Origin of the sequence: Acrocarpospora sp. B8E8, assembly GCF_039871605.1 — a bacterium.
Classification (GTDB): Bacteria; Actinomycetota; Actinomycetes; order Streptosporangiales; family Streptosporangiaceae; genus Acrocarpospora; species Acrocarpospora macrocephala.
On record NZ_JBDPLV010000068.1, the window covers coordinates 32,427 to 49,182 of the forward strand.

A 16,756-nucleotide genomic window follows, 5' to 3' on the forward strand; every position below is an offset into this window, starting at 1 on the left:
CCCCTATGAGCAGAGCGCGCGTCGCCAAGGCCGCCGTGGTCGGCACCGAGCTGTTCCAGACCAGGTACCGCTACAGCGGCATCGCCATCGCCCGCGAGTGGACGGCGGCGCTGACCGGAGGACCCGCTCCGTTCGTGGCCGCGGCCCTGCTGGCCGGCTCGGGCGGCCAGTCCTGGCCGATCGCGCTGCTGATGATGGTCTGCGCCGCGATCTGCTTCACGGCCATCCTGTTCGCGCCCGAGACCCGCCGGATGGACCTGGCCGAGCCGGTCCCCCTTCCCCAGCCGGCGCTTACGTAGCCGGACCGTCATCTGACGGATTCCGGTCCAGATGGCCGGAACCTACGGTCAAACCCCGCCGTCCCTCTTCGAAAGGATCTTTCATGCGTGTCCCACTTCTGCGCCGTCTGCTGACGGTGCTGGCCGTCGCCGCCTACGCCGCCACCCGCTGAAGGAGAACCCCATGAAACCCGACACCATCGTCCTCATCCACGGCTTCTGGGTCACCCCACGCAGCTGGGAACACTGGATCACCCGCTACCAAGCCCAAGGGTTCAAGGTGCTGGCCCCCGCCTACCCCGGCTTCGAGGTCGAAGTCGAAGCGCTCAACGCCGACCCCACCCCGATCGAACAGCTCACCGTCCCCGCGATCATCGAAACGCTGGAGAAACTGATCGACGGGCTCGGCTCCCAGCCGATCATCATGGGCCACTCCGCCGGCGGCGTGTTCACCCAGATCCTCCTCGACCACGGCTACGGCACCGCCGGAGTCGCCATCAACTCCGCCCCCACCGAAGGCGTCAAGGTCATCCCGCTCTCCCAGATCAAAGCGACCTTCCCCGTCCTGAAGAACCCCGCCAACCGGCACAAGGCCGTCGGATTCACCTTCGACCAGTGGCACTACGCCTTCACCAACACCTTCCCCGAAGACCAGTCCCGCGCCCTCTACGAGCGCTACCACATCCCCGCCTCCGGCCACGTCTTCTGGGGCAGCGCCCTGGCCAACATCCACCCCGGCCCCGACGACAACCACGTCAACTACTCCAACGACAACCGGGCACCGCTGCTGTTCATCGCCGGCGAGAACGACAACCTGATGCCGCCCAAGATCCAGCAATCCAACGCCAAGCACTACAAATCCAAGACCGTCACCGAAGTGATCGAGTTCTCCGGCCGCTCCCACCTCATGCCCGCCCAGGACGGCTGGGAAGAAGTCGCCGACCGCGCCCTGGCCTGGGCCCTCGACCACAGCTAACCCCCCACTTCGGAGAAGAGCACCCCCCATGACGGAAGTCAGGTTCACCCACATCGGCGGCCCCACCGTCCTGATCGAGTTCGACGGCCGGCACCTGCTGACGGACCCGACTTTCGACCCCCCCGGCCGGACCTACGCGTTCGGCTGGGGCACCTCCTCCCGCAAACTCACCGGCCCCGCCCTCCCCCCGGACGCCCTGCCCCCACTGGACGCCGTCCTGCTCACCCACGACCACCACGGCGACAACCTCGACGACGCCGGCCGCGCCCTGCTGAGCGGCGCCGCCACCGTCATCACCACGCACTCGGGAGCGCGCAGGCTCGGCGGCGCCACGCGGGGCCTGCGGGCCGGGCAGAGCACCCGCCTGGAGGCGCCCGGCCGGCCACCGATCGAGATCACCGCCACCCCCTGCCGCCACGGACCTCCGCTCAGCCACCCCATCGTCGGCGACGTCATCGGCTTCGCCCTGACCTGGCCCGGCCAGGAACACGGCCCGCTCTGGATTACCGGCGACACCGTCCTGCACCCCGCCCTCCGCAAGACCGCCGCGGCCCTGCGCCCCGGAACGGTCCTGCTGCACCTGGGCGGCGTCCGCTTCCCCCTCACCGGCCCGCTCCGCTACACCATGACCGCCGCCGACGCCGTCGAACTGTGCGAAGGGATCTCCCCTGCCACGGTCCTGCCCGTCCACTACGAGGGCTGGCAACATTTCAGCGAAGGCCGCGCCGCCATCGAAAGGGAACTGGAGACCGCCCCACCGGCACTCACCCGGGCCATCACCTGGCTACCGCCCGGCACCGCCCTCCCGACGATCGTCTGATCGTCTCCCAAGCCTGTTTCCCGGGCGACCTGGCAGGGACCTCATCGACCGCCACCCGGACTTGGCGGCCGGCTTCATCGCCGACCAGCCCGGCTCCGCCTGGGTTAGCCGTTGATGCGCCAGGTCGGTTCGATGATGGTCCATTCGGCGGCCCAGGCCTGGCGGGCGCGGCGGGCGGTCAGCATTCGGGTGGTCAGGAGGAGGAGGCTGACCAGGGCCAGGGCGAAGAGGGGGATGCCGACGCCGACGGTCATGCCGGAGATCAAGGTGGTCTCGCGGTCTCGGGGGCGGGGGACGATCTCGCCGCGGTTGTCGATCCAGACGTGGACGGTCTGGCCCTTCTGCCACATCGCGGGTGCGTCGATCAGGCCTTGGTGCGGGACGCCGTTCAGGGATTTCCAGGTGGCCATGGCGGGGCCCGCGGCGGGAGCGGAGAGGGAGATCTTGGGGCCCGCTGTTTCCAGGAGGGTGGCGTCGACCCGGTGCCGGGTTCGCTGCTGTTCCACTTCCAGGCCGAGGCCGTACCGATAGGTCCGTACGCCGAGGAGCACGCCGAGCACGACCGAGGCCAGCACGCCGATCACGGACATCAGCCGGATCGCCGCCTCCACCCGGTCGCTGCGCCGGCGCAGCGGGTTACGGTCGAGCCCCAGCCATCGGATGAGCCGGGTAACGGGACCGCGCGAAACAGGATTCTGGACCATCTCACACCTCATCTGGTGAGTACCACCCAGAATCCGGTTTATGCCTGTTTAGAGCGTCAAAGGAAGGTGAGCTGGAAATCTAGTGACTCGCGAGCCTCGTTGTTTACCAGATCAGATCACGAGAATGGTTGCCCGTGCCCGCCGACCGCGTGGTGGGCTACGCTCGCGGAGTGTCGCGCGTACTCGTCTCCGCCGCCCTGGTCGCCGCCGCGCTCCTCCTCGCGGGATGTGGCAGTGACGCGCCACCGGTGAGCCGGCCGTCGGCGCTGGCGATTCCCGATGGTTTCACCCGGGTCGGCGGGCTCTCCAACGGCCTGGTGATGGCGATCCCGTCGAGCTGGCGTTCGGTGGACCTGTCCAAGACCGATTTCGAGAAGGAGCTGGAGGCCAGCGGCCTGAGCGGCGCCACCCTGGAACAGGCCAAGACCAGCCTCCGGTCCCTCCAGAAGAGCAAGGCCCTGTACGCGATGGACCCCGCCTCCCAGCAGGAGTCCCCCGACGGCTTCGTCACCAACCTCAACGGCTTCTGCCAGCCCAGCGTGGGCGCCTCCGCCGACGCCCTGATCGAGATAGCCAAACAGCAGCTCACCACGGTCAACGCCAAGGTCTCCGAAGCCGCCGCCGTCCCCCTGGGCAACGGCACCGCCGTACGGATCCGCTACACGCTGCCCCTGGGGAAGGCGCTCATCAACGGCACCCAGTACTACGTGCCCTCCGACAAGGGCCGCACCTGCGTGGTCACCCTCAGCACCGACCTGACCGGCAAGAACGCCCTGTTCGACCAGATCGGCGGCACCATCCGCCCGGTGTAGAGATCATCCGGCGCGGCAGAGGACGGCGAGCGCGTGCGCGGAGGGACTGCCGGGGGTGGCCTGGATGGTGATCAGTTGCTGGCCGGGGGCGCCGACGACGGAGAACGTCTCGTAGGTGACCGTCAGCTCCCCGACATCGTCATGACGCAAGCGTCTGGTGCGGGGATTCCCGACCTCTACGTCGTGCCGGGCCCACACGCGGCGGAAGTCGCCGCTCCGGCCGGACAGTTCGCCGATCAGCTCGGTCAGGCGCGGGTCGTCGAGGTCCCGGCCGATCGTGGCGCGAAGGTGGGCGACTTTGTCGCGCACGGCGGACTCCCAGTCGCGGCAGAACTCCCGCGCGGCCGGATCGAGGAACATCCTGCGCAGCAGGTTGTCGCCCACGCCCAGCTCCGCGCGCAGCCCTCGTCCGTAGAAGGCCGCGGCCGACGGGTTGACGGCCAGCACGTCCATGCACCGGTTCATCACGATGGCCGGTGTCCTGGGCCAGCTGTGCATCAGCCGGATCAGGCGCGGGCTGACCTGCGCCTTGGCGGCGGCCGGGAGGCGTGGCTCCTGATGGGCCGGCATGTCCGTGTGCGCCAGGGCGTACAGGTGGGCCGTGGCGTCCGTGCCGAGGCCGAACACGTCCGCCAGGGCGCCGAGCACCTGGTCGGACGGGTGGCGTTCACGTCCCTGTTCGAGGCGGACGTAGTAGTCGGTGCTGACTCCGGCCAGCATCGCGACCTCCTCCCGTCGCAGCCCCGGCGTCTTGCGCAGTCCGACGTCCAGCAGTGCCACCTGAGCGGGAGTGGTGACCTCACGCCGGGCGCGAAGGAACTCGCCGAGCAGTCTGTCATTGGCCATACCTAACCGTATGTCCGTTCTGTCGGATTTGACTGGGTGTGCCACGGTCAGTCAGCGCCACAGCGGGTGCGTGGGAGTCCTGCGGTCACCCTGGGCGAGCCGCCCCGACCTATGGTGATGTGCGCGCGCTCCTGGGCAGCCTCACCGCCCGGGCGAACTGACCACGGCCGCCGCCTCGCGAGCCGCAGACCTATCCCTTCCGGAGAGAAACGTGACCATCTTCCGCCGTCCCCGATCCATCCGTGGGCGTTGCACCGCGGCCGCGTCGCTGCTCGCCCTGATCATCCTGACCGTGCTGGGCGCGACCGTCTGCCTGCGCGTCCGGTCCGCCCTGGACGCGGACACCCAGGTCAAGGGCCTGCTCCAGGGGCGCGACCTCGAATACCTCATAGCCGCCCTCACTCTGGTCCTGACCGCCGGCACGGGCGCCACCACCTGGTGGGCCATCGGCCGCGCGCTGCGTCCCATCCAGGCCATCCGCACCCACATGGACGAGATCACCGCGAACGATCTCGGCCGCCGCATGCCCGTCCCGCCGGGTGACGACGAGATCGCCGAGCTGGTCCGGACCGCCAACCGCACCCTCGCCCGCCTCGGCGAGGCCGTCACCCGGCAACGCGGCTTCGCCGCCACCACCTCCCACGAGCTGCGCAACCCGATCGCCGGGCTGCACGCCGAACTCGAGTACGCCCTCGAACATCCCGAGGACACCGACCTCCACCGCACCCTGCGCACGGCGCTGAGCACCGCCGACCGCCTCGACACCATCGTCACCGACCTGCTCGCCCAGGCCCGTACGGACACCGCCACCTCGCGCGAGCTCATCGACCTCACCGAACTTCTCACCCAGGAGACAGCCCGGACGAACAGGACGCACTCCCTCGGCGCACCGGTGCGGCTGCACGCCCAGGGCGACGTGTGGATCTGCGGGTCGCGCATCCAGCTCATCCGCGCCCTGACCAACCTTCTCGGCAACGCCCGCCGCCACGCGAGCACCGCGGTGGACCTCACCCTGACCACCGCCGACGGCCAGGCCGTCATCGCCGTCACCGACGACGGGCCCGGCATTCCCCCCGCCGACCGCCAGCGCGTCTTCGAACCCTTCACCCGCCTCGACGACGCCCGCCGCCTCGACACCGGCGGCAGCGGCCTCGGCCTGGCCATCACCCGCGACATCGCCCGCAATCATCGGGGCACCCTCACCCTTGAGGACTCACGCAAGGGCGCTCGCTTCGTCCTGCGCATCCCGCGACTCGACCAGCCGGTCGCTCCTCGTTTCGGACCCGTCCCCGCACAGCAGGAAGTGACAGCCCTGAAGTAAGAACCCCACTGATGGGACACCGGACTGTCAGCTAGCCGAACATAAGCGACATATGGTGATGAAATGGACAACGGTAAGAGCAATCTGCTCGGCGAGTTCCTGCGGGCCCGGCGCGAGGCCACCAGTCCAGCACAGGCGGGCTTCCTGCACGCCTTCTCCCGCCGCACCCCAGGGCTGCGACGTGAGGAGGTGGCCATGCTCGCCGGGGTCAGCACCTCGTACTACATCCGGCTGGAACAGGGACGCGAACGCAACCCCTCCGCCCAGGTGCTGAGCGCCCTGGCCCGAGTGCTGCGCATGGACCCCGACGCCACCGGCTATCTCTTCTCGCTCGCCCACCCCTGGGCCCGCCCCCAGGCAGCGACATACGGCATGGAGCAAGTCAGTCCCAGCCTGCTCCAGCTCGTCAACCTGTCCCGCCACGTGCCCGCGATGGTGGTCGGCCGCCGCCTGGAGGTGCTGGCCGTCAACCCTCTGCTCGAGGCCGTGTACGAGGGCATGACCAACCTCGACAACTGCCTGCGCATGATCTACCTCAGCCCAGGTGCGACCGATTTCTACCCTGACTGGGAGAAGAACGCCCGCGCGAAGACAGCCCAGCTGCGCTCGGCCGCGGCGGCCGGCCTCGACGATCCGTACCTGCGCGGGCTGGTGCAGGAGCTCACCGTCCACAGCGAGGAGTTCCGCCGCATCTGGGCCCTCCACGAGGTGCGGGTGCGCGCCGAGGAGGTCAAGGAGTTGCGCCATCCGACGGTGGGCGACCTCACCCTTTCCTGGGAGGTGCTCTCCGTCAGCGGCACCAGCCAGAAGTTCATCGCCCTGACGGCCGAGCCGGGCAGCGACGCCGAGCGGGCGCTGAGGGAACTGGCGGACAAGGTCGCCCAGACGCCTGACGCGACGTGGTCAGAAGGGCTCGTCGAAGGTGACGTTGCCGGATATCGCGGTCTGGTAGGCGGAGACGCGGCGTTCGAAGAAGTTGGCTAGTTCCTGGACGTCCTGGAGTTCCATGAAGGGGAATGGGTTGGGGGTGCCGTAGCGGGTGGGGAGGCCGAGGCGGGTTAGGCGCTGGTCGGCGACGTATTGCAGGTAGTCGCCCATTTGGGGGGCGGTGAGGCCGGAGAGGCCTTCGCCGCAGAGGTCGTGGGCGAAGGAGAGTTCGGCGGCGACGGCTTCCTCGATCATCCGGGTGACCTGGGTGGCGAAGGTGGCGTCGAAGAGGCCGGGTTCCTCGGCGCGTACGGTGTCGATGACGCTGAAGGCGAATTCCATGTGCATGGATTCGTCGCGGAAGACCCAGTTGGTGCCGGCGGCCAGGCCGTTGAGCAGGCCGCGGGAGCGGAGCCAGTAGACGTAGGCGAAGGCGCCGTAGAAGAACAGGCCCTCGATGCAGGCCGCGAAGCAGACCAGGTTGAGCAGGAAGGCGCGGCGGTCGTCGCGGGTCTCCAGGCGGGAGAGGCCTTCGATGGAGTCGATCCAGCGGAAGCAGAACTCGGCTTTGGCGCGGATGGAGGGGATGTGCTCGACGGCGGCGAAGGCTTTGGCGCGTTCGGCGGGGTCGGGCAGGTAGGTGTCCAGCAGGGTCAGGTAGAACTGCACGTGGACGGCTTCCTCGAACAGCTGGCGGCTCAGGTAGAGGCGGGCTTCGGGGGCGTTGACGTGCTGGTAGAGGTTGAGCACCAGGTTGTTGGCGACGATCGAGTCGCCGGTGGCGAAGAACGCGACCAGGCGGTTGATCAGATGCCGCTCGCCGGGGCCGAGTCTGGCCAGGTCGGCGAGGTCGGTGTGCAGGTCGACCTCCTCGACCGTCCAGGTGTTGCGGATCGCGGCCCGGTAGCGCTCGTAGAACTCGGGGTAGCGCATCGGGCGCAGGGTCAGGTCCATTCCAGGGTCGAGCAGCATTACTGGCACGCCTCGCAGGTCTCGGGGTTCTCCAGCGAACAGGCCACCGCTTCGGCGGCCACGGTGGTCTGCGCGATGCGGGTGGCCGGGCGGGAGCGCAGGTAGTACGTCGTTTTCAGGCCGCTCTTCCAGGCGTAGGCGTACATGGAGGAGAGCTTGCCGATCGTCGGCGCGGCCATGAACAGGTTGAGCGACTGCGCCTGGTCGATGTACGGCTGCCGCCCCGCCGCCAGGTCGATGAGCGCCTTCTGCGGGAGCTCCCACGCCGTCCGGTAGAGCAGTCTGAGGTCGCCGGGAATTTCGGGAATGTCGTGAACCGAGCCGTCGGCGCGTTTGATCGCGTCCCTGATCCGCTGGGTCCACAGCCCGCGCGCCTGGAGATCGCGTACGAGGTAGCGGTTGACCTGGAGGAACTCGCCGGAGAGGGTTTCGCGTTTGAAGACGTTGGAGACCTGGGGCTCGACGCATTCGTAGCAGCCGGCGATGGACGCGATGGTGGCGGTCGGGGCGATGGCGACGAGCAGCGAGTTGCGCAACCCGGTTCGCGCGATCCTGGCCCGCAGGCGATCCCACTCGGGGCTGCCGGGAACGTCGAAATGATCCGGGTGCAGGACGCCGCGCGCGGCGCGGGTGTCGGCGTAGGCGGGGTGCGGGCCGCGTTCCTCGGCCAGGTCGGCGGAGGTCGCGTACGCGGCGAGCGCGATCTCCTCGGCGATCCGGGTGGAGAGCGCCAGGGCCTCCGGCGAGTCGAACGGCAGCCGCAGCGCGAAGAACACGTCGGCCAGGCCCATCACGCCGAGCCCGATCGGCCGCCAGCGAAGGTTGGCGACCTCTGCTTCGGGCGTCGGATAGAAGCCCAGGTCGATCGTGCGGTCCAGGACGCGTACGGCACTGCGCACGGTCGCGCGCAGCCGTACCAGATCGACGCCGTCCGGCGTGAGATGGGCGGCCAGATTGATGGAGCCGAGGTTGCAGACGGCGGTCTCGCGGTCGGTGGTGACCTCCAGGATCTCGGTGCACAGGTTGGACAGGTGGATCACGTTCTCGGGGAGCGCCGTCTGGTTGGAGGTGCGGTTGGCGGCGTCCTTGAAGGTCATCCAGCCGTTGCCGGTCTGGGCGAGGGTGCGCATCATCCGGCCGTACAGGGTGCGGGCCGGGAACTGCTTGACGAAGCGGCCCTCGGCTTCGGCGGCGCGGTAGGCGGTGTCGAAGGCGGAGCTGTACAGGTCGATGAGGTGGGGAACCTCTTTGGGGTCGAAGAGGGACCAGGGTTCGTCGGCTTCGACGCGGCGCATGAACTCGTCCGGCACCCAGTTGGCCAGGTTGAGGTTGTGCGTCCGGCGGGCGTCCTCGCCGGTGTTGTCGCGCAGTTCCAGGAACTCCTCGATGTCGGCGTGCCAGGTCTCCAGGTAGACGCAGGCCGCGCCCTTGCGCCTGCCGCCCTGGTTGACGGCGGCCACGGAGGCGTCGAGGGTGCGCAGCCAGGGCACGATGCCGTTGGACAGACCGTTGGTGCCCTGGATCAGGCTGCCCCGGGAGCGGACGCGGCTCCAGGAGACGCCGATGCCGCCCGCGTACTTGGACAGCCTGGCGATCTGGGCGTATCGCTCGTAGATGCCCTCCAGCTCGTCCCGGGGCGAGTCGAGCAGGAAACACGAGGACAGCTGGGGGCGGCGCGCGCCGGAGTTGAACAGGGTGGGCGAGCTGGGCAGGTAGGCGAAGTCGGCCATCAGGCGGTAGAGCTCGTCGGCTTCGGCGACGGTCCCGGCCAGGCCGCAGGCGACCCGGAGGAGGAAGTGCTGCGGGCGTTCCAGCACGCGGCGGGTTCCGGGGTGGCGGAGCAGGTAGCGGTCGTAAACGGTGCGCAGGCCGAAATACTCGAACCGGTTGTCGTCGCCGATCAGCTCGTTCAGCTTGTCCGCGTGCGCGGCGACGAAATCGGCCAGCCGGTCCTGGATCAGCCCGGCCCGGTGGGTCGCGGCGATCGACTCCGCGAACGTGCGCACCCCTTCGGCGGCGGCCTCGTCGGCGATCAGCTCGCCGAGCAGCCGGGCGGCCCGTTTCGAGTTCCCCGGATCGGTGATCACCCCGGCCGCCGCGGCCTCGATCATCGCCCATCGATCGGTCATCTGCTCTCCCTCGCGAGTCCGGCACCCCCGGGTCCGGGGTTTCGGCACGCGTCGGAGCACGCGAAGGACCGCGCGGCTCGTCGGCGGGCCCTCCCACGAGGCCCGGCACAACCCGGCGCGGGCATCGGCCCGCGCGTCGGCCGCTGGCAGGTCTTCGGACTCGCGGGCGTCCTACTGGCCGTGGCTTCCCAGGCGCGTGCGCGCCCAGTGCCTGTGACGGCGGTCGTTCCCGCTCACCGCTGCGGGGCAGTCCCGGAATCACACCGGGTTCCCTTTTCACACCCCTCTGAGGAGTGAACCAGCAACGTCGAGAATCCTACATCTAGTGCCGTGCAGATCCGCAACCCCAACAAGTTGTGTTCTAAAGCACCCCAAGATCGGCCAGTACGTCCCTGGCGCGGTACGCTTCGGTGGCCAGCCACGCCCGGAAATCGGCGTCGGCCAGATACATGGGCGCCCACCGGTTCCGCAGCAGGAGGTGCCGCCAGGCCGCCGAGTCGCCGAGGTCGTGGCAGGCGTCCAGCAGCCGGGTCCTGTCCTCGTCGGCGAGCGCGCCGGGCGCGAGCAGCCCCCGCCAGTTCGCGTACGTGAGACGCGCGCCGGATTCCATCAAGGTCGGCGCGTCCACGCCGGGAATCCGTTCGGGGGCGGACACCGCGAGCGCCCGGAGCACGCCGGTCCGCAGGCGGGGCTCCAGGTCGCGGTAGCCGCCGATACCGACCGCGAACCTGCCGTCCAGGAGGGCCGCGGCCACCTGGGGGGTGTCGGCGAAAGGGGCGTATCTGAGCAGCCGGGCGTCCGCGCCGAGGCCGCGGGCGGTCAGACCGTACAGGACATGGTCGGGGCTGCCGGGGCCGCGGCCGGCCATCTCGACCGAGGCGGGATCGCGGAGCAGCGTCCTGGCCAGGCCGTCGAAGTCGCGGAACCGGGAGCGCGGCGCGGCGACGAACAGCAGCCACTCCCCGGCCATCCTGGCCAGCGGCGTGGTACTGGCGATGAGCGCGCCGGCGTCGTTGCCCGCCGCGGCCGCGACCAGCGCGGGCCCGGCCACCATCAGCCGGTCGGAACGCCGGGCCCGGGCGAACTCGGCGATCGTCACGATGCCGCCGTCGCACGGGGCGATCATGATCTTGGGGAGCCGGCCGCGCGCTTCGGCCATGGTCGCGAAAGCCCGGGGAAACAGGTCCCCCGCCGGCGCCGGGACGAACAGGAGGACGGGCCGGGCGAACCTCCGATCCGGCCCGGGCGCGCAACCCAGGGCCACAGCGAGCGTTCCCGCTCCCCACGCGAGAAACCGGCGACGCCGCAAATCCCACCACTTCCTCCCATAGTGACACTAAGCGTATAACTCAGGACATAACGTCACATCGGGCGGGGTTGACAGGGCGACCAATCGTCAATTAACTAATGCATTAATGGAATGAGGTGAACCTTGATCGATTTCACGCTCGACCGGAAGTCGGGCACGGCCACGTACGCCCAGCTGATCCAGCAGGTCGAGCACGCGCTGCGGCTCGGGCTGCTGATGCCGGGCGACCAGCTCCCGACCGCCAAGCAGGTCGTCGGGCGGCTGGCCATCAACCCCAACACCGTGCTGCGCGCCTACCGGGAACTGGAAGCGCGCGGCCTGGTGGAGGCGCTGCCCGGTCTGGGGACATTCGTCCGGCGCTCGCTGGTCGCGCCGCACGACCCGGAGCTGGAAGCCTCCCTGGGCGAATGGGTGGCCACCGCCCGTGAGGCGGGGCTCGGCGACGACGACATGCGCTCGCTGCTCGAATTCGCGCTCTCCGGCCACCGCAGGGAGATCGCATGATCGCCCTGGAGGCCGCCGGGCTCGGCAAGCGCTACCGCGACACCTGGGGCTTGCGCGAGGTCTTCCTGAGCGTGCCGCAAGGCCGGGTCGTCGCCCTGGTCGGCCCCAACGGCGCCGGCAAGAGCACCCTGATGCGGGTGGCCGTAGGACTGAGCCGGCCCACCACCGGCCAGCTGCGCGTCTTCGGCCAGGAGCCGTACGGCGAGACGCTGGAGCGGGTGGCGTACGTGGCCCAGGACAAACCCCTCTATGACGAGTTCACCGTCGCCGAGATGATCCGCGTCGGCGAGCGGCTCAACCCGCGCTTCGACGCCAAGGGCGCCACCCGCCGGCTGAACGACCTGAACGTCCCGGGCCGGGCCCGCGTGCACACCCTGTCCGGCGGCCAGCGCGCCCAGGTGGCGATCACCCTCGCGGTGGCCAAGCGGGCCGACCTGATCGTGCTGGACGAGCCGCTCGCCAGCCTGGATCCGCTGGCCCGGCACGAGGTCATGGAAGGCCTGATGATGGCCGTCGCCGACACCGGCATGACCGTGCTGCTCTCCTCGCACGTGATCGCCGAACTCGAGGAGGTGTGCGATCACCTGGTGCTGCTGTCCCGGGGCCGGGTGCAGGTGGCCGGGGACATCGAGGAGATCCTCCAGGGGCATCGCCTGCTGGTCGGGCCGGCCGGAACCGTTCCCGGCGGGTCGTACGAGGTGATCGGCGAGCACCGGACCGAACGCCAGACGAGCCTGCTCGCCCGGCTGAGCGACCCGGTCCACGACCCGCGCTGGACCGCGCGCGAGCTGTCCCTGCAGGACGTGGTGCTCGGTTACATGCGCTCCCCCGACGTCACGCTCTACCCGCCGCCCGTGCTCGCGGAGAGAGGTGACGTCGCATGAGCTGGCTCGCGTTCCGGCAGCATCGTGGCCGGATCATCGGGATGATGCTGATCTTCGTCCTGTGGGGCGGCCTCAGCGGAATGGAGCTCTACGCCCCCGTGCTGAGCGGCCTGTCGGCGATGGTCTTCGCCTACATCCCGCTCGTGTTCGGCGTCTTCCTGGGCGCGCCCATCGTCTCCCGGGAGTACGAGCGCGGCACCCACCAGTTCGCCTGGACCCAGAGCGTCTCCCGATCACAGTGGTTCCTCTGGCAGGTGGTCGTGGCGTTGAGCCTGGCGCTGGCCACCACGGCGTACATCAGCACGCTGGTCGGGTTCGTCACGCCGGAGTTCACCCTTGAGGTGGACAGCGTCATGTACCCGCTGACCGGGTCCGTGCCGTACGCGTGGGCGGTGTTCGCGGTCGCGACCGGGCTGCTGTGGAGCGCGATCACCCGCAGGACCACGGTGGCGATGGCGGCGGCGTTCTTCGGCGTGGCCGCCAGCCAGTTCATCGCCGAGGGGTCGCGCAACCGGTCGCAGGCGGTGTCCCACTGGACCGCGGCGGACATCTGGATCCTGCAGTCGGTGGAGGCGGGGATCCTGGTCGCCATCGCGGGGGTGATGGGCGTCGCCGCCTGGTGGCTGACCGCGCGCCGGGATCCGGCCTGAGGGAGTTGAAGGGCTGGGCCCGCGCCTGGAGGTCGAAGGCGCGGGCCCAGGGAGGGCTGGACGGTCAGACGACCGTGCAGCCGGGGATGGTCGGCAGCTGGGTGTTGCCGTTCGGCCTGGTGGCCTGGAAACCGAAGTTGGTCGACTGACCGGCGGACAGGTTTCCGTTGTGGGACAGGTTGGCGGCGGTGATGTTCGAGCCGCTGGTGGTGAACTGGGCGTTCCAGCTGCCGGTCAGAGCGTGACCGGACGGCAGGGTGAAGGCGAACGACCAGCCGGAGCGCGGGCCGTTGACGGTGATCTGCGCGACGTAGCCGTTGTTCCACGCGTCGAAGTGGACCGTGCAGGTGCCGGTCCCGGTGCCGCCGCCGGTGGTGGTGACCGAGACGGTGTTCGACTGCGGGGAGTTGTTGTTGGCCGCGTCACGAGCCACCACGTAGAACTGGTACTGTGTCGACGCCGTCAGGCCGGTGGCGGCGAACGTGGTGCCCGTCGTGGTGCCGACGTTGGTGAAGGTGCCGGTGGTGCCCTGCCTGCGGAAGATCGTGTATCCGGCCACGCCGACGTTGTCGGAGGAGGGCGACCAGGACAGGTTGGTGCTGTTGGCGGTGGTGCCCGAGGCGGTCAGGTTGCCCGGGGCGGTGGGCGGGCTGGTGTCGCCGCCGCCACCCGTGGTGGTGTAGGTGAAGTTGTTCACGGTCAGGCCCGCGCCGCCGACCCAGGGCTCGAAACCGGCCTGGACGCTGGTCAGGTACCAGCTGCGCTGCGCGTACCCGCGGTTCACCGCGTCGGTGTAGAAGGTGTTGATGTTGAAGTCCAGCGTGGTGCCGGTGGTGGTCCGGACGTAGGAGATCACGTTCCAGCCGACGTTGCCGAACCAGACCTGCCAGGTCACGCCCGCCAGCGTGACCGTGGCCACCTGGGAGCCGATGGGCTGGATCGGGCCCGCCCGGTTGAGCCAGATCATGACCTCGGCGCCGGTGTTCTGGCCGTTGGTCCTGGGGGTCGGGTCGAACCACAGGTCGTAGGAGGCGTTGTAGGTGCCGCTGCTCGGGTAGGTGTAGCTCACGCTGCTGCGGATGTTGTTGAACGCCGCGTTGCTGGCCTGCATGGGCAGGCTGCTGCCGGTCGAGCAGTTGCCGTAGTGGCAGCCCGCGTAGATCGCCGGGTAGGCGGCCGGGGCGCCGTTGGTGGCGTTGTTGTGGCCTGCGGACTGGATGGTGAAGCCGCCCGCCTGGTTCACGTCGATGCACTGGGGCGTGCTGGCGCCCCAGACGTTGTTCATGACGATGAACCGGCCGGACTGGATGCTGGTCGAACCGAACGTCTCACAGATCACCGGGGCCGCGTTCGCGGGCGTCGCGACGCCGACGACCGTCCCGAGGAGCAGGACGACGGCCAGACCTATGCCTTTCAAGCGTTTCACGGGTCCTCCTGGGGGGCGTTGGGAGCGCTCCCAGAGACGCTAGATCGGGGCGGGCCAGTCGCCTAAGGACCGTTGGCCGCGTTCCGTGTCCACCTGCTGGAACACCGCATACAGGCTGAAAGTTACAGCTGCGTGAACCGGATGCCAGCACGGTCGGCGGTGTCCACGTAAAGTCACTCAGGTCTCTGTCGCGGTCCTCCGGCTTTCCGGGGCGAGCAGGAGAACGAGCGTGCTCACCGAGATCAGCGCCAGCGCGCCGATCAAGAGCAGATCCAGGCCGTCTCCCCGTTGGGTCGCCGTGGCGAATCTCGGAACGGTGATGAAGCCGATCCAGAGGAACAGGACGAACGCGGTCCAGCGGGCGCGGCCGCTGCCGCGGAGCAGGCCCGCGGCCAGGTTCACCAGGAGTGCTTCCGCGAGCAGGGTGGCGATCCAGAGGGGCGCGACCAGGAGGGTGTCCATTTCGATGGCCTCCTGGCTGAAGCGCCACAAGGCGAGCACCGCGAGGACCGCCGCGATCAGGATGAGGAGGGCCGCCGCCCGGTTGGGCGTGGAACGGCGGGAGGTCAGCAGGGGTGCGGCCGCGCAGCCGGTCAGGGCGCCGCCGATCAGTCCCAGGGGCAGGCCGAACGGGAGCACGGGGAGCGAGACGCATCCCGAGAAACCGGATTCGTAGGCTTCCATGGGGATCGCGACGGGGCCGGACATGCGCCAGCATTGCTGTACGTACACTGACAGCTCTTGCGCGAGGATGACGCCGGGGATGGCGCAGAGCGCCGCCCCGCCGAACGCACACGCGACGATGCGCCTGGTTTGGATGCTCATAAGACCAGAATCGCCGGGGAATTCCCGGTGTCATGAGTACCCGCACTCAAGTACGGAAAGGCCGTCAGCGGGTGCTGACGGCCTTTCGCGTTGGATCTAGGCGCGGGTCCACTTCTGGTTGGCGGTGCCGGCGCAGTCCCAGAGTTGCAGGCGTGCGCCGGCGGCGGGGTTGACGTCGACGATGTCCACGCACCGGTTGGAGGCCGGGTTGATCAGGTCACCGGCGGCGGTGAGGGTGAAGCGCTGGGCGGCGGTGCCGTTGCAGGTGTAGAGCTGGATCGGCGTGCCGTTGGCGGTTCCGGCGGCCGCGGCGTCCATGCACTTGCCCATCGCGCGGATCGTGCCGTCGCCGTTGATCGACCATTGCTGGGCGACGGTGCCGTTGCAGTCCCACATCTGCAGCCGGGCGGCGTCGACGGGGTTGGCGCTGGGAATGTCGATGCAGCGGCCGTTCAGGTTCGACTTCAGCGCGTTGCCGGTGCCGGGGTTGTCGTTGGTCCAGGCGGAGACGCGGACGTAGTCGATCAGCATCGTCTGCGGGAACGTGGTGCTGGCGTTCGGGCTGCCCGGCCAGTTACCGCCGACCGCCACGTTCAGGATCATGAAGAACGGGTGGTCGAAGACCCACTGGTTGCCGCGGATGCCGGCGGGCGTGACGCGGAAGTACTCCGAGCCGTCCAGGTACCAGATGATGAGGTTGGGCGACCAGTCGATCCGGTAGTTGTGGAAGCCGTCGGCGAGCGGCGCGCCGATCGTGCGGCTGCCGCCGACGCCGCTGCCGCCGGAGTAGCCGGGGCCGTGCACGGTGCCGTAGACGGTGTTGGGCGTGCTGCCGACGTTCTCCATGATGTCGATCTCGCCGGTGGTGGGCCAGTTGTTGCCGCCGAGCGTCCAGAAGGCCGGCCAGATGCCCTGGCCCCGGGGGATCTTGATGCTGGCCTCGAATCGGCCGTACGCCTGGCTGAACCGGTCGGCGGTCAGGATCCGGCCGGAGGTGTACTGGCAGGTTCCGTAGTGGCACTGGAGGTTGGACGGGTTCTCCCGGCGGGCGGTGATGGCCAGGTGGCCCTGCCCGTCGTGGGACACGTTGCGGGTGGAGTTGGTGTAGTACTGCAGCTCGTTGTTGCCCCAGCCGCCGCCACCGATGTCGAATTTCCACTTGGAGCCGTCGATGGAGGTGCCGGCGGCGCCGTTGAACTCGTCGGACCAGGTGACCGGGCCGATGGCGGCTTCGGCCGGAGTGAGGGCGACCAGGCCGCTGGTCAGGGCGAGGAGCATGGCCGCGGCCGTGAGGAGAAGCCGGGGTTTGCGCATGGAGACCTCCGGTTTGGTCCATCCGGGCACGGACCGTGGGTACTTTAGTGCTTAAATTA

At 69.3% G+C, this 16,756-nt stretch carries 17 protein-coding genes and 1 riboswitch; of the genes, 9 read left to right on the forward strand and 8 right to left on the reverse strand.

The features are described from left to right. Positions 1–5: 5 nt before the first annotated feature. The 3 genes from ABGB08_RS43060 (at position 6) to ABGB08_RS43070 (ending at position 2,074) form a co-directional block, all read left to right on the forward strand. Entirely contained in the window at positions 6–299 is a 294-nt protein-coding gene (locus ABGB08_RS43060; RefSeq protein WP_347602941.1) for a hypothetical protein, read from the forward strand. Positions 300–462: 163 nt separating this feature from the next. Continuing rightward, positions 463–1,254 carry an alpha/beta hydrolase gene (locus ABGB08_RS43065; protein WP_347602943.1) on the forward strand — a complete coding sequence of 264 codons (792 nt, stop codon included), beginning with the start codon at positions 463–465 and terminating at the stop codon, positions 1,252–1,254. 28 nt (positions 1,255–1,282) lie between these two features. After that, on the forward strand, positions 1,283–2,074 hold the full coding sequence (locus tag ABGB08_RS43070; protein ID WP_347602946.1) for an MBL fold metallo-hydrolase: 792 nt from the start codon (positions 1,283–1,285) through the stop codon (positions 2,072–2,074). A 104-nt stretch (positions 2,075–2,178) separates the two neighbouring features. Here the strand turns inward: ABGB08_RS43070 and ABGB08_RS43075 are convergent, their stop codons facing one another. Continuing rightward, positions 2,179–2,778, reverse strand: coding sequence for a hypothetical protein (locus ABGB08_RS43075; RefSeq protein ID WP_347602949.1), 600 nt, complete (start codon positions 2,776–2,778; stop codon positions 2,179–2,181). A gap of 170 nt (positions 2,779–2,948) precedes the next feature. Here ABGB08_RS43075 and ABGB08_RS43080 point away from each other — a divergent pair, with 170 nt between their 5' ends. Continuing rightward, positions 2,949–3,590 carry a hypothetical protein gene (locus ABGB08_RS43080; protein WP_155361202.1) on the forward strand — a complete coding sequence of 214 codons (642 nt, stop codon included), beginning with the start codon at positions 2,949–2,951 and terminating at the stop codon, positions 3,588–3,590. A gap of 3 nt (positions 3,591–3,593) precedes the next feature. Here ABGB08_RS43080 and ABGB08_RS43085 read toward each other — a convergent pair whose 3' ends face one another. Further along, the gene (locus ABGB08_RS43085) at positions 3,594–4,436 is read right to left on the reverse strand and encodes a helix-turn-helix transcriptional regulator (RefSeq protein ID WP_347602952.1); all 843 of its coding nucleotides are present in this window, start codon (positions 4,434–4,436) and stop codon (positions 3,594–3,596) included. Between the two features lie 211 nt (positions 4,437–4,647). On the opposite strand from ABGB08_RS43085, the gene ABGB08_RS43090 reads away from it, so the two are divergent. Both ABGB08_RS43090 and ABGB08_RS43095 read left to right on the forward strand, forming a co-directional pair. Then, positions 4,648–5,757, forward strand: a complete 1,110-nt coding sequence (locus ABGB08_RS43090; protein WP_347602955.1) for a HAMP domain-containing sensor histidine kinase — start codon at positions 4,648–4,650, stop codon at positions 5,755–5,757. A gap of 63 nt (positions 5,758–5,820) precedes the next feature. Continuing rightward, complete coding sequence (locus tag ABGB08_RS43095; protein WP_347602957.1) at positions 5,821–6,741, forward strand: helix-turn-helix transcriptional regulator; 921 nt, start codon at positions 5,821–5,823, stop codon at positions 6,739–6,741. On the opposite strand, the gene ABGB08_RS43100 is transcribed toward ABGB08_RS43095, so the two are convergent. The 3 genes from ABGB08_RS43100 to ABGB08_RS43110 form a co-directional block, all read right to left on the reverse strand. Beyond that, entirely contained in the window at positions 6,661–7,656 is a 996-nt protein-coding gene (locus tag ABGB08_RS43100) for a ribonucleotide-diphosphate reductase subunit beta (protein ID WP_347602960.1), read from the reverse strand. The genes ABGB08_RS43095 and ABGB08_RS43100 overlap by 81 nt on opposite strands. Continuing rightward, the gene (locus ABGB08_RS43105; RefSeq protein WP_347602963.1) at positions 7,656–9,785 is read right to left on the reverse strand and encodes a ribonucleoside-diphosphate reductase subunit alpha; all 2,130 of its coding nucleotides are present in this window, start codon (positions 9,783–9,785) and stop codon (positions 7,656–7,658) included. The genes ABGB08_RS43100 and ABGB08_RS43105 overlap by 1 nt, the downstream gene beginning before the upstream one ends. A gap of 127 nt (positions 9,786–9,912) precedes the next feature. Further along, a riboswitch (cobalamin riboswitch) is annotated at positions 9,913–10,103 on the reverse strand. Between the two features lie 43 nt (positions 10,104–10,146). After that, positions 10,147–11,049: a tripartite tricarboxylate transporter substrate-binding protein gene (locus ABGB08_RS43110; protein ID WP_347602965.1), complete on the reverse strand. Its 903-nt coding sequence runs from the start codon at positions 11,047–11,049 to the stop codon at positions 10,147–10,149. 168 nt (positions 11,050–11,217) lie between these two features. Between ABGB08_RS43110 and ABGB08_RS43115 the strand changes: the two genes are divergently transcribed. From ABGB08_RS43115 to ABGB08_RS43125, 3 genes are read left to right on the forward strand one after another with little or no spacing between them, the layout of a single operon-like run. Further along, the gene (locus ABGB08_RS43115; RefSeq protein WP_155347934.1) at positions 11,218–11,598 is read left to right on the forward strand and encodes a GntR family transcriptional regulator; all 381 of its coding nucleotides are present in this window, start codon (positions 11,218–11,220) and stop codon (positions 11,596–11,598) included. Then, positions 11,595–12,482: an ABC transporter ATP-binding protein gene (locus ABGB08_RS43120; RefSeq protein ID WP_347602968.1), complete on the forward strand. Its 888-nt coding sequence runs from the start codon at positions 11,595–11,597 to the stop codon at positions 12,480–12,482. Before ABGB08_RS43115 ends, ABGB08_RS43120 begins: the two co-directional genes overlap by 4 nt. Next, the gene (locus ABGB08_RS43125; RefSeq protein ID WP_347602971.1) at positions 12,479–13,132 is read left to right on the forward strand and encodes an ABC transporter permease subunit; all 654 of its coding nucleotides are present in this window, start codon (positions 12,479–12,481) and stop codon (positions 13,130–13,132) included. The genes ABGB08_RS43120 and ABGB08_RS43125 overlap by 4 nt, the downstream gene beginning before the upstream one ends. A 64-nt stretch (positions 13,133–13,196) precedes the next feature. Here ABGB08_RS43125 and ABGB08_RS43130 read toward each other — a convergent pair whose 3' ends face one another. The 3 genes from ABGB08_RS43130 to ABGB08_RS43140 form a co-directional block, all read right to left on the reverse strand. Beyond that, on the reverse strand, positions 13,197–14,558 hold the full coding sequence (locus tag ABGB08_RS43130) for a cellulose binding domain-containing protein (protein WP_347602974.1): 1,362 nt from the start codon (positions 14,556–14,558) through the stop codon (positions 13,197–13,199). Between the two features lie 177 nt (positions 14,559–14,735). Continuing rightward, entirely contained in the window at positions 14,736–15,383 is a 648-nt protein-coding gene (locus tag ABGB08_RS43135) for a hypothetical protein (protein ID WP_347602977.1), read from the reverse strand. Between the two features lie 96 nt (positions 15,384–15,479). After that, a complete protein-coding gene (locus tag ABGB08_RS43140) occupies positions 15,480–16,727 on the reverse strand; it encodes a family 16 glycosylhydrolase (RefSeq protein WP_347602980.1) in 1,248 nt (415 codons plus the stop codon). Positions 16,728–16,756 lie beyond the last annotated feature (29 nt).

Excerpts from the sequence above, each read along its gene's own strand:
- ABGB08_RS43070 (WP_347602946.1), top strand. The coding sequence starts at position 1,283 with ATGACGGAAGTCAGGTTCACCCACATCGGCGGCCCCACCGTCCTGATC.
- ABGB08_RS43100 (WP_347602960.1), bottom strand. The coding sequence starts at position 7,656 with ATGCTGCTCGACCCTGGAATGGACCTGACCCTGCGCCCGATGCGCTAC.
- ABGB08_RS43125 (WP_347602971.1), top strand. The coding sequence starts at position 12,479 with ATGAGCTGGCTCGCGTTCCGGCAGCATCGTGGCCGGATCATCGGGATG.
- ABGB08_RS43065 (WP_347602943.1), top strand. The coding sequence starts at position 463 with ATGAAACCCGACACCATCGTCCTCATCCACGGCTTCTGGGTCACCCCA.
- ABGB08_RS43095 (WP_347602957.1), top strand. The coding sequence starts at position 5,821 with ATGGACAACGGTAAGAGCAATCTGCTCGGCGAGTTCCTGCGGGCCCGG.
- ABGB08_RS43105 (WP_347602963.1), bottom strand. The coding sequence starts at position 9,785 with ATGACCGATCGATGGGCGATGATCGAGGCCGCGGCGGCCGGGGTGATC.
- ABGB08_RS43135 (WP_347602977.1), bottom strand. The coding sequence starts at position 15,383 with ATGAGCATCCAAACCAGGCGCATCGTCGCGTGTGCGTTCGGCGGGGCG.
- ABGB08_RS43120 (WP_347602968.1), top strand. The coding sequence starts at position 11,595 with ATGATCGCCCTGGAGGCCGCCGGGCTCGGCAAGCGCTACCGCGACACC.
- ABGB08_RS43060 (WP_347602941.1), top strand. The coding sequence starts at position 6 with ATGAGCAGAGCGCGCGTCGCCAAGGCCGCCGTGGTCGGCACCGAGCTG.
- ABGB08_RS43075 (WP_347602949.1), bottom strand. The coding sequence starts at position 2,778 with ATGGTCCAGAATCCTGTTTCGCGCGGTCCCGTTACCCGGCTCATCCGA.
- ABGB08_RS43085 (WP_347602952.1), bottom strand. The coding sequence starts at position 4,436 with ATGGCCAATGACAGACTGCTCGGCGAGTTCCTTCGCGCCCGGCGTGAG.